Source organism: Herbidospora sp. NBRC 101105 (assembly GCF_030269205.1).
GTDB classification, from domain to species: Bacteria; Actinomycetota; Actinomycetes; order Streptosporangiales; family Streptosporangiaceae; genus Herbidospora; species Herbidospora solisilvae.
Genome location: NZ_BSSX01000005.1, coordinates 57,370 through 72,381 on the forward strand (window position 1 = coordinate 57,370; position 15,012 = coordinate 72,381).

Here is a 15,012-nt window from a genome sequence, read left to right on the forward strand (position 1 = left end):
ACGGCCTCCGCCCGACGGAGACCGCGACCCCCACCCGCCAACGCCGAGGGGTGCGCCTCCACGGTGAGCATTACACCTCGACTGGAGCTCTCGGAGAAACTCGTCGCCGAACACACATCTGGCCCGAGATCAGCCTCCGAAGGAGGACGACCAAGGGCCAGCGATTCAGGCCGAAGCCGCAGCTCTACGCCTCACCGGACGTAAGACCAACAGGACAGGAACCCCAGTCCCAACCAACGTGTATCTATGTGGCCCATGACGAGACGCGCAGCGATCTACTGCCGTATCAGCCAGGACCGAGCAGGTGCGGGCTTGGGAGTCGCCCGACAGGAAGCCGATTGCCGCGCTCTGGTCGAGCGCAAGGGCTGGCACGTCGTCGGCGTCCTCGGAGCGGCGGCCCGCCACGAAGCAGAGCACAAAGCAGAACGTCCAAAGCGGCAGCGACGACAGAACGCCGAAGCGGGCAAGGTCTCCGGAGGAGGATTGCGCCCGTATGGCTACGGCGACGATCGCGTAACCGTCATCGAGGAAGAAGCGGCGATCATCCGGGAAGCAGCCCGGAGAGCCCTGGCCGGCGAATCGCTGTCGCGCATCTGCCGTGACTTCGAGCAGCGTGATGTACGTACACCCGGTGGCGGGCACTGGATCCCCACCACGCTGCGGCGGTTACTTGCTTCAGCGCGGATCAGCGGCCGACGCGAGCACAGTCCGCGCAGCGCTTCCGAGACCACCCGGCCACTCTTGGGCGAAATCGTCGCCGACGCCGTCTGGCCGAGCATCATCACTGCCGTCGATTCCGACCGGCTCCGCGCCCTGCTCAATGACCCGGCCCGCGACTACCACCGCCAGGCCGCCACCGGGCGCACCTATTTACTGTCCGGCATTCTGCGTTGCGGCCGATGTGGGCACCGTATGAACGGACGTCCTCGGTCAGGAGTCCCTCGCTACGTCTGCCCGAATGTCCCCGGCAGCGGCTCTTGCGGCGGCATCGCCACCAACACCACCCGAACCGATGACCATGTCCGCGACATGCTGCTGACCGCGCTCGACTCTCCGACCCTGGCCCAGCGCATCCGCAGCCAGACCGGCGACAACCACAACCTCGCCGAACTTGTCCGCACCGACGAAGAGCAGCTCGAAGAACTCGCCGAAGCATGGGCCAGCCGCAAGGAATGGATGGCCGCTCGCGCCCATCGACCTTCGCCTGGAGAAGAACCGCGCCGAGCTCGCCAGCCTCTCCCGCCACTCACCACTGATCACCTTCATCGGCACCGCCGAACAGATGCTCAACCGGTGGAAAGCGATGAACGTCTCCCAGCAACGCGCGATCGTCGCCGCCACCGTGCGCACGATCTCAGTCGCCCCCGCCGACCCACGCAAGAGGTGGGACCCCGACCGCTTTGCCTTCGACTGGATCGCCTAAGCGGCCACCAGGCGGCGCTCCGACCCTCCATCGCCAACCAGCCGGAACACCGCCGCCACCCGCTCCAACACCGCAAGATCCTCAATTACCGGCGGTAACCCTTGAGCCGCCCGAGAAGCAGCCACCCTAGCCCGCAGTTCCTCAGTCACTTCCGCCACCGAGCAGGAACCTCTGCCCAGCCTCGCTGGCAACGCCTACGTACTTGCTCCCTTCGTCGCATGCTTGCCTCCCTTCTCGTACTCCTCTCTGTATGGCTCTACAAAGAGGATGCGAGTTGGGTAACGAGCAGCACGACCACACGCAGGGACGACATCAGGACGTCTCAGATCAGCAGACGTCCCGGGTGGCTACACACTGCACCCACCATGATCAGAAAGAAAAATATCTGTACGTCTTTAAAGCGGCCCGCCTGCGGCGTGCCGCGCGCCGGGCGATTGCGGGCCGCGCTGCGGCTCTTCGGCCGGTCGCGGCCCGCGCCGCCCGGCACCCAGGGCGTTTCCACTGCAAAATGCTAGCCATCAGAAGACATCGCCGCGTGGAAACGCTTCAGCCAAGCAGACCGCTCGGAATCAATAGAGTTTTCAAAGTATGACTCTGACCATTCAAGATCGAATTGTTTCGTTGCCCAGAGAGCCTGATCAACTAGGCCTTCGAACAATTCCTTGGCCGTGGGCGCGGCTAGCGGATCGTCGCTCGTTGCGGACCGCCATTCTCGACTTAGTTTTTCCATGTATTCGAGTCCAAGAACTTCCAAAATGTAAATCATTTCTTCCGTTAGGCCAGTATCCTCCGATCTGGTGGCAAGAAAAAGCGCGCGGCATATATCCAGAATAACCTTCCCTCGGAGAGAGGTCTGATACATCTGCGCAGACGGATTTGGTTGATCCAAAAGGCCGGCTGCCGCAAGAATATGCACACGATTTCGAACGGTGGTGGTTGATACATGGAGCCGCTCGGCCAGATTGGGCATGTTAACGAACCCGGCCCTTGCAATCGACTCAATCAGGGCCAGGTTGAGGCCAGATATGCCGCCTCCTAGGAGGTGGCTTATATCGGTGCTGGAGACGCCGCCAAGGATTGTTGAAACAAGAAGATCTTTTGCTATGCGTTCTTGGAGGTGTCTAGATACCGCCGTTCGGTCATCCTCCTTATCGGAGTCGAAGTTTGATGGTATCCAGATAATGCGGAGTCGAGATAATCGATCTCTCAGGGGGGTCTTCTTGAAGTCTTCGATTATCTCCCAAGTTGCGCGATGATTCGAAGTGGTATCTCGGGCAACATAGAGAGATATCTTGGTTTCATCGTCGGACAAGAGGATCCTCAGATCCTTGTCTATGCCTTCCGAGTGCCGCCAAAGAGTTTGACCGCTCAGCGCGCGAGACCAGTCGCGCTTTAGTTCGCAGGTGAAGTCAAATTTCTTCCGCTCGCTCTCTTTAAAGCCGTAAAGCCTGCTGCCCGAAAGGCGTTTCAAGATCGATATTGTTTCCTCGGATAAGAACTTATGCTCATCTGATTCAGCCACCACACCTCCTGCGGATCCCTAACAGTCTGGCACGGACCACTGACAATTTGCCCGAGTTTGCGATGCTGCGGTGGCCGCAGGAGTTCGTCGCTGCCTAAGCATGGTGTCTTGTGTGGGCTCACCTGGCAGGGCCTAGTGTGCTGACTGGCGGTTGCGCGATATCTGCGCGATGATCTTCTCGACGATAGCGAGAGGACGCCCAGGTAAAGGGTGGGTGTCCGAGTTGCTCACGGCGGTCTTGAAACCGCTAGCGATTCCAAGTCGGGGCCGTGACGAATCGCCACCTCGGACCTCTTGTTGACGGGTTGGGGCGATCGGCTGCCGCGCCGCTTCCGGTGCTCGGGCCTAGCGGCCCTGTGCTCCGGGTCGGCTTGCCATCGGATGAGCCTGGGTGATCACCGCAGGGCACGACGAGGACACACGAGACCGAGAAGCAGCCGCGGGGAACGACAACCACCGGCAGACATCTCCTAAATCAGAACCCAGATGTCGCGATCACCCCACGTCACAGCGCCCCCGCGCAGTTCAAGAACAACTGCTCGGGAGGGACACTCCTGGAAGGGCTACAGATCAGGTGCTTAGCGGGCACCGCCCATCAGAAGAAGCCGCCACCAGTAGCGGGCCTTCTCCGCCCGCCACGCCTCCGTGAACATGTGTTGTTCAGGCTCGCTCTGGATCACTTTGTGAATCTGCTGGAGCCCACCGACCTGAACGAGCTCGTAGTACACCGCCAGGCACGAGCACGTGTAGTCAAGGACTCGATACGGCCCACGCGACTGGGCCTCCCAGGCTAAAGCGACTCGATCAGCGGCCAGGGGCGCAACATGAGGCGATATCCCTGGACAGTCCACATCGTGCGGGGTCATACCGCCATGCGCCTGTCTGCGTGTCATTCGTCAACGCGAGCGAGACAGGCGGCCTGAGCGTTGAGGAGGACGTGCAGGACATCAAGGCTTGGGGCATCGACCGTCATGCACACGCCGGCCGCAAGCTCGGGACCGGTGATGCGATGAGCGCGACATGTGGCATACCAGGATCCGGTTCCGTCGACGCTCTCGCTACGCCAGATCGACCAGGTCGGGAAGCAAGCGGCAAGCTCCTCAAGCTGCATCATTCGCAACACAATAAGCAGGAAATATATACCTGTCTATAGCTAGCTACTTCTATGGCTACCAGCCTGCACCTACCTACAGTGCTGCGGTGATCGACTACGACCCCACCCGACCCAAGTGGATCCAGATCGTCGAGGTCGTACGCGCACGCATCGAGTCAGGCGAATACCCGCCCAATCACCTGATCTCGGAAGTCCAGTTGGAGGCGGAGTTCAACGTCGCCCGAGTGACCATCCGCAAGGTCACCGCCCAACTACGCGAAGACGGCCTGATCGTTACCACTCGCGGCATGGGCTCGTTCGTGAAGTAGGGCAAACAAAGGAGACCCCCGAGCGGCCGTGCCGCCGGAGGTCTCACCCGAACCGCGAACTACTCCTCAGGCGAGGAGCTGGTCAGCCCTGTGGGGCACCAGTTCGACGGGTCACCTATCTTGACGCCCGTCCCGCCAATCCCGCAGTACCCGTTAACGTTGCGGTGAAGGTACTGCTGGTGGTAATCCTCCGCGTAGTAGAACTCCGGCGCCTCCCGCACCTCAGTGGTGATCCCCCCGTACCCAGCCGCCGTCAGCACCTCCTGGTAAGCCGCCAGCGAAGCCGCCGCCGACTTCTCCTGCGCCTCGGAGTGCGTGTAGATCGCCGACCGGTACTGCGTCCCGACGTCGTTCCCCTGGCGCATCCCCTGCGTGGGGTCGTGCGCCTCCCAGAACACGCGGAGCAGCTCCTCGTACGACACCCGGGAGGGGTCGAAGACGACCCGGACGACCTCGGTGTGGCCGGTCAGCCCGGAACAGACCTCCTCGTAGGTCGGGTTGGGGGTGTACCCGCCCTGGTAGCCGACCGCGGTCGAGACGACCCCGGGGGTCTGCCAGAACTTGCGCTCCGCGCCCCAGAAGCAGCCGAGTCCGAAGTCGGCGACCTCGGTGCCCTCGGGCCACGGCGGGGTCAGTGGGGCGCCCAGGACAAGGTGCCGGTCGGCCACCGGCATGGTGGCGGACCGTCCCGGGAGCGCGTCGCCGGCGCTCACCATGGTTGCCTTGTTCGTACCGAAGATCCAACCCATGTCTACCTCCTGACCACCTCAACCAAGGTGCGCCAAGCTTTGTTCCGTTAGAACCACTTAACCATCAAACCAACATCACTTATTTGTAATAAACAAGGTAAGCAGCCAAACTTGGGTTCATGCCTGATTTGCGCCGAGGAGTCTGGTACGGCATCGCCGCCTACGTCCTCTGGGGCCTGTTCCCTCTGTACTGGCCTCTCCTCAAGCCCAGCGGTGCCGTCGAGATTCTCGCGCACCGCATGCTCTGGTCGCTGGCCGCCGTGGTCGCCATCCTGGCGGTCCGGCGGCACTGGAAGTGGATCAGGCGGATGACCAGGAGGCAGGTCCTGCTGCTGACGGCGGCGGCGGCGCTCGTGTCGGCCAACTGGGGCGTCTACATCTACGCGGTCAACTCCGGGCACGTCGTGGAGAGCGCCCTCGGCTACTTCATCAACCCGCTGGTCAGCATTCTGTTCGGCGTCGTCATCCTCGGTGAGCGGCTGCGCCGGTGGCAGTGGGTCGCGGTCGGCCTGGGAGCCACCGCGGTCGTCATCCTCACCCTGGGCTACGGGCAGCTGCCCTGGATCGCCCTCACGCTGGCGTTCAGTTTCGGTCTGTACGGCCTGGTCAAGAAGAAGGCCCAGGTCGGAGCGGCCGAGAGCCTCACGATCGAGACCCTGGTCATGCTGGTCCCGGCCGCGATCTACCTGTTCACCCTGGGCGGGGGCAACACCTTCGGCAACCACGGCACGGGGCACGCCCTGCTGCTCATCAGCTCCGGCATCGTGACGGCGGTTCCGCTGCTGTTCTTCGCCGCCTCGGTCATCACCGTGCCGCTGACGATCGTGGGGCTGCTCCAGTACATCGCGCCCGTGCTGCAGTTCCTCTGCGGGGTGCTGATCGTCAAGGAGACCATGCCGGCCGAGCGCTGGCTCGGCTTCGGGGTGGTCTGGCTGGCCCTGGCGGTGTTCACGTGGGACAGCCTCCGGTACGGGCTCGTCAAGCAGCCCGTACAGGAGAAGGAGCTGGCGACGGTCGGTTAGCCCGAGCGCTCCACCACGAAGTCGCACAGCGACAGCAGGGCGGCGCGGGCCGGGATGTCGGGCAGCTCGGAGAGCTGCTCCTTGGCGCGTGCTGACCAGCGCTCCAGCTCCGCCCGTGCCATCTTCAGCGACTCCGAGGCGCGCAGCAGTTCCAGCGCCTCGTCGATGTCGGCCTCGGGCACCGGGCCGGCGACGAGGGAGCGCAGACGGGGGTTCTCGTCGGAGTTGAGGGCGTAGAGGACCGGCAGGGTGCGGATGCCCTCGCGCAGGTCGGTGCCGGGCGTCTTGCCCGAGGTGTCGGAGGCGACGTCGATGATGTCGTCGCCGAGCTGGAAGGCCACCCCGATGGCCTCGCAGGCCGCGGTCAACCGGAGCACGACGTCCTGCGGCGCGCCGGCCAGCATCGCGCCGAGCCGGGCGGAGGTGGCGATCAGGGAGCCGGTCTTGTCGGCCAGTACGTCGATGTAGTGCTCGATGGGGTCGACGCCCTCGGCCGGGCCGACGGTCTCGCGGATCTGGCCGCGGACCAACCGGGCGAAGGTCTTGGCCTGGATGCGGACCGGCTCGGGTCCGAGGTCGGCCATGATGTCGGCGGCCCGCGCGAACACGTAGTCGCCCGTCAGGATCGCCAGGGTGTTGTTCCAGCGGGCGTTGGCCGACGGCTTGCCGCGCCGCTCGGACGCCTCGTCCATCACGTCGTCGTGGTAGAGCGTGGCCACATGGGTCAGTTCCATGACGACGGCGCCCGGGATGACCCCGGGCGCCGTGTGGTCGCCGAACTGGGCGGCGAGGAGGACGAGCATCGCGCGGAAGCGCTTGCCGCCCGCCTCTATGAGGTGTTTGGACACGTCGGTGACGAACGTGTCCTCACTTTCCACCGCCGAACGGAGCTGCTTCTCCACAGCCGCGAGGCCGTTGGAGAGGTCCTCGGCCAGCCGCGCGTCGGCGACGGGCAGGTCAACAACGGGCGGCGCGGCCATAGCAAAGCTCCCTTATTGCACGAACAATGACTTCGCAGCCTTTTCCGCCAGATCGAGGACAGGCTGCGGGAAAACCCCCAGGGCTACCGTAGCGAATGCCGAGAAGCCGACCACAGTCGACGTGGCCCACGACGGCGTGACGACGGTCGGGCCGTCGGCCGAGGGGTCGCTGAAGAACATCAGCACGATCACGCGGACGTAGAAGAACGCCGCCGCGGCCGAGGCCACGACCGCGAGCACGACCAGGCCGGTCAGCCAGCCCTGGCCGACGGCCACGGCCGACCTGAAGACGGCGTACTTGCCGAAGAAGCCGCTGGTGAGCGGGATTCCGGCGAAGGCCAGCAGGAAGAAGGCGAACAGGCCCGCCAGCTTCGGCGAACGCTTGCCCAGGCCCGCCCAGCGCGACAGGTGCCACGCCTCGCCGCCCGGGTCGCGCACGAGCGTCACGACGGCGAACGCGCCGACCGTGGTGATGCCGTAGGTGACCAGGTAGAACAGCAGACCCGACAGCGCCAGCGCGTTCTGGCCCTTCTCGCCGACGGCCATGACGCCGACGAGCAGGAAGCCCGCGTGGGCGATCGAGGAGTAGGCCAGCATGCGCTTGATGTCGGTCTGGGTGATCGCCAGGATCGAGCCGACCACCATCGTCAGGGCGGCGACGCCCCACATGATGGGCTGCCAGTTCCAGCTGTCGTTGCCCAGCGCGACCCAGAAGACCCGCAGCACGGCGCCGAAGGCGGCCACCAGGGTTCCGGAGGCCATCAGCGCGGTGATCGGGGTCGGGGCGCCCTGGTAGACGTCGGGCTTCCACGCCTGGAAGGGCGCGGCGCCGATCTTGAAGAGCAGGCCCACGCCCAGCATGGCCGTGCCGACGAGCAGCAGGGTCTCGGTGCCGCCGGCGGTGGCCAGGGCGCGGGAGATGCCGACCAGGTCGACGGTGCCGGCGAAGCCGTACAGCAGCGCGGTGCCGTACAGGAAGAAGGCCGAGGAGAACGCGCCGAGCAGGAAGTACTTGACCGACGCCTCCTGCGACAGCAGGCGGCGGCGACGGGCCAGACCGCACAGCAGGTAGAGCGGCAGCGACATGACCTCGAGGGCGACGAACATGATGAGCAGGTCGTTCGAGGCCGGGAAGAGCAGCATGCCGCCGATGGCGAACAGGGCCAGCGGGTAGACCTCGGTGTGCGCCGCACCCTCCGTGATCGCCTTCTCCTCCTCGGCGGAGCCGGGGACGGAGGCGGCGGAGGGCACGAACTGCTCTTCATCGTTGATCAGCAGGATGCTGACGAACGACAGCACCAGGATGGTTCCCCAGATGAACAGGGTCGGGCCGTCGACCGCGACCGAGCCCATCGCCGCCGGAGTCGTCGGGACGCCGCGGATCGTCTGCAGGATGACCAGCGCGAACGCGCCGACCAGCGACAGCAGCGTCAGCGGGACGTGGACCGCCCGCCGCAGGTAGCGAGGCGCGAACGCCTCGACGAGCACCCCGATGATGGCCGCGCCGAAGATGATCAGCAGCGGGGCCAATGCGAAGTACTCGATGGTGGGAGCCGTGATCACTGGCCCTCCTTAACAGCGACGACCGGAGCCGGGTCGGTGACCTTCACGTTGACGAGCGACTCCTTGACCGCGGGGTTGATCACGTCGAGAAGCGGCTTGGGGAAGAAGCCCAAGACGACGATCAGGGCGATCAGCGGCGCGACGACCCAGCGTTCGCGCCCGTTGAGGTCCTTCATCTCGGCGACCGACTCGGCGGTGGGGCCGTTCATGGTGCGCTGGTACATCCACAGGATGTAGATGGCGGCGAGGATGACGCCGGTCGTGCCGATGATGGCCGGGACGGCGTAGCGCTCGAAGGTGCCCAGGAGCACCATGAACTCGCTGACGAACGTGCTCAGACCGGGCAGCGACAGACCCGACAGACCCGCGATGAGGAACGCGCCCGCCAGCAGCGGGGCGACCTTCTGCACGCCGCCGTAGTCGGCGATGAACTGCGAGCCGCGACGGTAGATCAGGAAGCCCGCCACCAGGAACAGCACACCGGTCGAGAACCCGTGGTTGACCATGTAGAGGGTCGCGCCCGAGGCCGCCGTGGTGGTCATCGCGAACACGCCCATCGTGATGAACCCGAAGTGCGAGATCGAGGTGTACGCGATGAGCCGCTTGATGTCGGTCTGACCGATCGCCACGATGGCGCCGTAGACGATGCCGATCACCGACAGCGCGATGACGACCGGGGTCGCCCACTTGGCCGCGTCGGGGAACAGCTCCAGGCAGAACCGCAGCATGCCGAAGGTGCCGACCTTGTCGAGCACGCCCACGAGCAGCACCGCGGCGCCGGCCGGGGCCTGCGCGGCGGCGTCGGGCAACCAGGTGTGCACCGGCCAGAGCGGGGCCTTGATCGCGAACGCGATGAAGAAGCCCAGGAAGAGCCACTTCTGCGTCGTCGGGTCGGTGACCGCGCCGATGAGCTCGGGGAACAGGAAGCTGTTCTTGTCGGCCACGTTGTAGAGCGCGATCACGGCCACCAGCATCAGCAGGCCGCCGAACAGCGAGTACAGCAGGAACTTGACCGCCGCGTAGGACCGCTGCGCGCCGCCGTACGACCCGATCATGAAGTACATCGGGATCAGCATGGCCTCGAAGAACACGTAGAACAGGAAGACGTCGGTCGCCGCGAAGACGCCGATCATCATCGCCTCGAGGACGAGCAGCAGCGCGAAGTAGGTCCGGACCGAGCGCTTGCCCTGCTCGGCGTCGTGCCAGGAGGCCAGCACGACGATCGGCACCAGGACGGCCGACAGCAGGATCAGCACCAGCGCCACACCGTCGACGGCCACCGCGTAGTGGACGCCGAAGGAGGGGATCCAGTCATACGTCTCGGCGTACTGGAACCGGTCGCCGTTGGGGCTGAAGCCGACCGTCATCACGACGGCCAGCACCAGCACGAGCAGCGAGACGCCGAGCGTCGCCTGCTTGGCGACCTTGTCGTTCTTGAGGAACGACACGCCGAGCGCGCCCAGGACGGACACGCCCATCAGGATCGAAAGCCACGGGATGGCGGTCATCACAGGGTCCCAACCACGAACCAGGCACCGGCCAGCACGGCGGCACCGACGAATATCGACAGGGCGTACGACCGGACGTAGCCGGTCTGGATCTTCCGCAGCCTGCCGGAGGATCCGCCGACACCGGCCGCCAGGCCGTTGACCACGCCGTCGATGCCCCGGTTGTCGAAGAAGACCGCCAGGCGGGTGAGCCACTGGCCGGGGCGCATGAACAGCGCCTCGTTGAGGGCGTCGCCGTAGAGGTCACGACGGGCGAAGACGGTGAGGAACGAGCCGCGCGGCTGCACGACCGGCACTTCGGAGCGGCCGTACTTGGCGATCGCGATCCCGGCGCCGACGGCGACCAGGGCCAGGGTGGTCAGGCCGGGGACGCTGAACGGGTGGAACCCGGGCAGCTCCGCGGGCTGGCCGACGGCCGGGCCGAGGAAGACCATCAGGCGGTTGCTGAGGATCAGGTAGGCGCCCAGGCCGACCGAGAAGATCGACAGGACGATCAGCGGCCAGGTCATCACGGCGGGCGACTCGTGCGGGTGGGCCTTCTCGTCCCAGCGCTTGGGGCCGAAGAAGGTCATCACGACCATGCGGGTCATGTAGAAGCCGGTGATGCCGGCGCCCACCACCGCGAGCCAGCCGAGGATCGCGTTGTGGTGCATGACCGACTCGATGATGCCGTCCTTGGTGAAGTAGCCGGACAGCAGCGGGAAGCCGATGATCGCCAGGTAGCCGATGAAGAAGGTGACGAACGTGATCGGCAGCAGCTTGCGCAGGCCGCCGTAGCGCCGCATGTCGACCTCGTCGTTCATGGCGTGCATGACCGAACCGGCGCCGAGGAACAGGTCGGCCTTGAAGAAGCCGTGGGTGATGAGGTGGGCGATGGCGAAGGCGTAACCGGCCGGGCCGATGCCCGCGGCGAGCATCATGTAGCCGATCTGCGACATCGTCGAACCGGCCAGGCCCTTCTTGATGTCGTCCTTGGCCGTACCGATGATCGCACCGGCCAGCAGCGTGGCCACACCGACGATCGTCACGACCAGACCGGCCGTGCTGCCCTCGGGGAAGAACGCGGCGCCCGAGCGGACCACCAGGTAGACGCCGGCGGTGACCATCGTCGCGGCGTGGATGAGGGCCGAGACCGGGGTCGGGCCCTCCATCGCGTCCAGAAGCCACGACTGCAGCGGGAGCTGCGCCGACTTGCCGCAGGCGCCGAGCAGGAGCAGCAGGCCGATCGCGGTCTGCACGCCCTGCGAGGCCTGGGCGGCGTTCGGGAACACTTCGGCGTACGACAGCGTTCCGAACTGAGCGAAGATCAGGAACATCGCGACCAGGAGGCCGAAGTCACCGACCCGGTTGACCACGAACGCCTTCTTGGCGGCCACGGCCGCCGAGGGCTTGTACTGCCAGAACCCGATCAGCAGGTAGGACGCGAGACCCACACCCTCCCAGCCGATGAACAGGGCGACGTAGTTGTCGGCCAGCACCAGCAGCAGCATCGCCGCGACGAACAGGTTCAGGTAGGCGAAGAACCGCCGCCTGTCCGGGTCGTGCGACATGTAGCCGATCGAGTAGATGTGGATCAGCGAGCCGACAAACGTGATCAGCAGGCAGAACGAGATCGACAAGGGGTCGATCAGGAGCCCGATGTTGGCGACGCCCGGGATGAACTCGTAGAGGTTCACCGACTGGCGGCGCTGCGCCGGGTCGAGCCCGATGAGCTGAAGGAACACGAGGGCCGCCACCACGAAGGCGCCGACCGACATGAGCACGCCAAGGAGGTGGCCCCACTTGTTCGTGGCGCGGCCACCGATAAGGAGAATCGCGGCACCGGCGAGGGGCAGCACGATCATCAGCCAGGCCAGGCTGATCGCACCCCCGCCGGCGTGCGACAGGATCTCTGCGGGTTCCACGGCCACCTCTTAGTACTTCAGCAGGCTGGCGTCGTCGACCGACGCGGACCTGCGGGTTCGGAAGATCGTCACGATGATGGCCAGGCCGATGACGACCTCGGCGGCGGCCACGATCATCACGAAGAAGGCGATGACCTGGCCGTCGACGTTGCCGTTCTGGCGGGCGAAGGTGACGAACGCCAGGTTGCACGCGTTGAGCATGAGCTCCACGCACATGAACACGACGATGGCGTTGCGCCGGACGAGCACGCCGATCCCGCCGATCGCGAACAGCAGCGCGCTGAGCACGAGGTAGTGGGTGGTCACTTGTCCTCACCTTCCAGGATCTCGGCCACCTTCGGGTCGATGGTGCCCTCTTCGGCCTCGTACCTGGCGATGTAGCGGTTGACCGACAGCTTGGAGATCTTGCCGTCGGGCAGCAGCGCGGGCATGTCGATCGCGTTGGCGCGGGCGTAGGTGCCGGGGCCGGGCAGCGGGGACGGGTCGACGCCCTCCTCGCCGTACTTGACGAAGCGCTCGCGGGACAGGTCCCGCTGGGTGGCCTTCTGCTCCAGGCGCTCGCGGTGGGCCAGCACCATCGCGCCCAGCGCCGCGGTGATCAGCAGCGCCGAGGTGACCTCGAAGGCGAACACGTAGCGCGTGAAGATCAGCTCGGCCAGCGACGGCACGTTGCCCGCCGCGTTCACCGCGCCGAGACCGGCGGCCGGGGCGAACACCACGTTGCCGATGCCCAGCGCCACCAGGGCGGCGAAGCCGAGCCCGGCGACGATCGCCCAGAAGCGCTGGCCCCTGATCGTCTCGACGAGCGAGTCGGAGGAGTCGACGCCGACCAGCATCAGCACGAACAGGAACAGCATCATCACGGCGCCGGTGTAGACGATGATCTGCACCGCCGCCAGGAACGGAGCGTCCTGGACCGCGTAGAGGACCGCCAGCGAGAGCATCACCACGCCGAGCATCAGGGCGCAGTAGACGGCCTTGCGGCTGAAGACGAGCCCGAGTGCCGCGCTGACCGAGACGACGGCGAGCACCCAGAACGTGATGGTCTCACCCATTGTCGCGTCCCAGTCGGTAGTAGTCCTCTTCGGTCTCTCCGAGGCGCATCGCGTGGGGCGGCTGCTCCATGCCCGCGGTCAGCGGGGCGAGCAGCATCTCCTTGGTGTAGATGAGCGCCTCGCGGCTGGAGTCGGCCAGCTCGTACTCGTTGGTCATCGTGAGCGCCCGGGTGGGGCACGCCTCGATGCACAACCCGCACAGGATGCAGCGCGCGTAGTTGATCTGGTACGTCCGGCCGTAGCGCTCCCCGGGAGAGAAGCGCTCCTCGTCGGTGTTGTCGGCGCCCTCCACGTAGATGGCGTCGGCGGGACAGGCCCAGGCGCACAGTTCGCAGCCGACGCACTTCTCCAGGCCGTCGGGCCACCGGTTGAGCTGGTGCCGCCCGTGGAAACGCGGCGCGGTGGGCCGCTTCTCCTCCGGGTAGTTCACCGTCACCGGCTTCTTGAACATGTGGTGGAAGGTGACGCCGAACCCCTTGACGGGGTTCAGCCAGTCGAACTTAGGCACTGGGGACCTCCTTGCGATTCGCCCCGTGGTAGTGCGGCAGATCCAGCGGCGGGACCGGGAATCCACCGGCGGTGGGCTCCTCGCGGAGCTGCTCGAACTCCTCTTCGACCTGCTCGGCCTGGGCCTCGCGGCGGCGCTGCTGCACGGTGTCGAAGCGGAAGAAGACCGCGAGGGCGCCGATCACCACGATGGCCATCAGGATGAAGACCGGGGTGCTCTGCTCGACACGCAGCGCGCGGAAGGTGGCGACCAGCAGGATCCACGCCAGGTTCAGCGGGATCAGGACCTTCCAGCCGAAGGCCATGAGCTGGTCGTAGCGGACCCGCGGCAGCGAGGCGCGGACCCAGACGAAGAAGCAGAAGATCAGCACGATCTTGGCGAAGAACCAGAGCAGCGGCAGCCAGCCGACGTTCGCGCCGTCCCAGAGCGAGATGGGCCAGGGGGCCCGCCAGCCGCCGAGGAACAGGGTGACCGCCACACCGGAGACCACGAACACGTTGACGTATTCGGCCAGCTGGAACATCGCGAACTTCAGCGAGGAGCTGTATTCGGTGTGGTAACCCGCGACGAGCTCGCCCTCGCCCTCGGGGAGGTCGAACGGCACGCGGTTGACCTCGCCGAACATCGTCATCACGTAGATGAGGAACGACGGGATCAGCAGGATGGCGTACCAGCTGGGCAGCGGGACGTCGACGCCGAAGAGCGTCGCGGTGCCGCCGTCGGCCTGCTTGGCGACGATCTCCGAGGTGGAGAGCGTGCCGGCGTACAGGAAGACCGCCACGAACGACAGGCCCATCGCGATCTCGTAGGAGACCACCTGGGCCGACGACCGCAGGCCGCCGAGGATCGCGTAGGGCGACTTGGACGCCCACCCGGCCAGCACGATGCCGTAGACGCCGATCGAGGACATCGCGAGGATGAACAGGACCGCGACCGGCATGTCGGTCAGCTGGAGCGGGGTCTTGTGGCCGAACATCGAGACGACCGGGCCCATCGGGATGACCGAGTAGGCCAGGATCGCCGGCACCGAGATGACCACCGGCGCGAGGAAGAAGATGACCTTGTCGACCTTGCGCGGCATCAGGTCTTCCTTGAGCCCCATCTTCAGACCGTCGGCGACGGTCTGGAGCAGGCCGAACTTGCCCGCCCGGTTGGGGCCGTAGCGGTGCTGCATGCGCGAGATGAGCTTGCGCTCCAGCCACACCCCGAACAGCACGCCGAGCAGCAGGAAGACGAAGATGACCAGGCCCTTGATGATGCTGATCCACACGGGATCGTGGCCGAAGTCGGCCAGCCCGGGGCCGGGACTGCCCGGGGCGGCCGGGCTGGCCAGCACGCTGGCCGTTGTCAGGAGGC

Annotated in this window: 15 protein-coding genes; 3 read left to right on the forward strand and 12 right to left on the reverse strand. The window is 65.8% G+C overall.

Annotated features, from left to right (window positions below; translation table 11 throughout):
* The first annotated feature begins 312 nt into the window (after nt 1-312).
* Nucleotides 313-1,521: a recombinase family protein gene (locus QSK34_RS20720; protein ID WP_285585916.1), complete on the forward strand. Its 1,209-nt coding sequence runs from the start codon at nt 313-315 to the stop codon at nt 1,519-1,521.
* A gap of 224 nt (nt 1,522-1,745) precedes the next feature.
* Here QSK34_RS20720 and QSK34_RS20725 read toward each other — a convergent pair whose 3' ends face one another.
* From QSK34_RS20725 to QSK34_RS20735, 3 genes are all read right to left on the reverse strand, one after another.
* Complete coding sequence (locus tag QSK34_RS20725; protein WP_285585917.1) at nt 1,746-1,925, reverse strand: hypothetical protein; 180 nt, start codon at nt 1,923-1,925, stop codon at nt 1,746-1,748.
* 9 nt (nt 1,926-1,934) lie between these two features.
* The gene (locus QSK34_RS20730) at nt 1,935-2,945 is read right to left on the reverse strand and encodes a DeoR family transcriptional regulator (protein WP_285585918.1); all 1,011 of its coding nucleotides are present in this window, start codon (nt 2,943-2,945) and stop codon (nt 1,935-1,937) included.
* An 889-nt stretch (nt 2,946-3,834) separates the two neighbouring features.
* Nucleotides 3,835-4,059, reverse strand: coding sequence for a hypothetical protein (locus tag QSK34_RS20735; protein WP_285585920.1), 225 nt, complete (start codon nt 4,057-4,059; stop codon nt 3,835-3,837).
* A gap of 86 nt (nt 4,060-4,145) precedes the next feature.
* On the opposite strand from QSK34_RS20735, the gene QSK34_RS20740 reads away from it, so the two are divergent.
* Complete coding sequence (locus QSK34_RS20740; RefSeq protein ID WP_285585921.1) at nt 4,146-4,367, forward strand: GntR family transcriptional regulator; 222 nt, start codon at nt 4,146-4,148, stop codon at nt 4,365-4,367.
* Nucleotides 4,368-4,426: 59 nt separating this feature from the next.
* On the opposite strand, the gene msrA is transcribed toward QSK34_RS20740, so the two are convergent.
* On the reverse strand, nt 4,427-5,116 hold the full coding sequence (gene msrA, locus QSK34_RS20745) for a peptide-methionine (S)-S-oxide reductase MsrA (RefSeq protein ID WP_285585922.1): 690 nt from the start codon (nt 5,114-5,116) through the stop codon (nt 4,427-4,429).
* Nucleotides 5,117-5,235: 119 nt separating this feature from the next.
* Here msrA and rarD point away from each other — a divergent pair, with 119 nt between their 5' ends.
* Nucleotides 5,236-6,138 carry an EamA family transporter RarD gene (gene rarD, locus QSK34_RS20750; RefSeq protein WP_285585923.1) on the forward strand — a complete coding sequence of 301 codons (903 nt, stop codon included), beginning with the start codon at nt 5,236-5,238 and terminating at the stop codon, nt 6,136-6,138.
* Here the strand turns inward: rarD and QSK34_RS20755 are convergent.
* Genes QSK34_RS20755 through nuoH form a run of 8 tightly spaced genes read right to left on the reverse strand, consistent with a single transcriptional unit; the run spans nt 6,135 to nt 15,007 of the window.
* Nucleotides 6,135-7,118, reverse strand: coding sequence for a polyprenyl synthetase family protein (locus QSK34_RS20755; RefSeq protein WP_030456116.1), 984 nt, complete (start codon nt 7,116-7,118; stop codon nt 6,135-6,137). The genes rarD and QSK34_RS20755 overlap by 4 nt on opposite strands.
* Before the next feature lie 12 nt (nt 7,119-7,130).
* Nucleotides 7,131-8,681: an NADH-quinone oxidoreductase subunit NuoN gene (nuoN, locus tag QSK34_RS20760; RefSeq protein ID WP_285585924.1), complete on the reverse strand. Its 1,551-nt coding sequence runs from the start codon at nt 8,679-8,681 to the stop codon at nt 7,131-7,133.
* On the reverse strand, nt 8,678-10,189 hold the full coding sequence (locus QSK34_RS20765; protein WP_285585925.1) for an NADH-quinone oxidoreductase subunit M: 1,512 nt from the start codon (nt 10,187-10,189) through the stop codon (nt 8,678-8,680). Before QSK34_RS20765 ends, nuoN begins: the two co-directional genes overlap by 4 nt.
* Nucleotides 10,189-12,093 (reverse strand): NADH-quinone oxidoreductase subunit L, encoded by a 1,905-nt coding sequence (gene nuoL, locus QSK34_RS20770; protein ID WP_502875535.1) that lies wholly within the window; start codon nt 12,091-12,093, stop codon nt 10,189-10,191. The genes QSK34_RS20765 and nuoL overlap by 1 nt, the downstream gene beginning before the upstream one ends.
* Nucleotides 12,094-12,102: 9 nt before the next feature.
* Nucleotides 12,103-12,399: an NADH-quinone oxidoreductase subunit NuoK gene (gene nuoK, locus QSK34_RS20775; RefSeq protein WP_030456120.1), complete on the reverse strand. Its 297-nt coding sequence runs from the start codon at nt 12,397-12,399 to the stop codon at nt 12,103-12,105.
* The gene (locus tag QSK34_RS20780; RefSeq protein WP_030456121.1) at nt 12,396-13,148 is read right to left on the reverse strand and encodes an NADH-quinone oxidoreductase subunit J; all 753 of its coding nucleotides are present in this window, start codon (nt 13,146-13,148) and stop codon (nt 12,396-12,398) included. The genes nuoK and QSK34_RS20780 overlap by 4 nt, the downstream gene beginning before the upstream one ends.
* Nucleotides 13,141-13,656 (reverse strand): NADH-quinone oxidoreductase subunit NuoI, encoded by a 516-nt coding sequence (nuoI, locus tag QSK34_RS20785; protein WP_030456122.1) that lies wholly within the window; start codon nt 13,654-13,656, stop codon nt 13,141-13,143. The genes QSK34_RS20780 and nuoI overlap by 8 nt, the downstream gene beginning before the upstream one ends.
* Nucleotides 13,649-15,007 carry an NADH-quinone oxidoreductase subunit NuoH gene (gene nuoH, locus QSK34_RS20790; protein WP_407929408.1) on the reverse strand — a complete coding sequence of 453 codons (1,359 nt, stop codon included), beginning with the start codon at nt 15,005-15,007 and terminating at the stop codon, nt 13,649-13,651. Before nuoH ends, nuoI begins: the two co-directional genes overlap by 8 nt.
* Nucleotides 15,008-15,012: the final 5 nt, after the last annotated feature.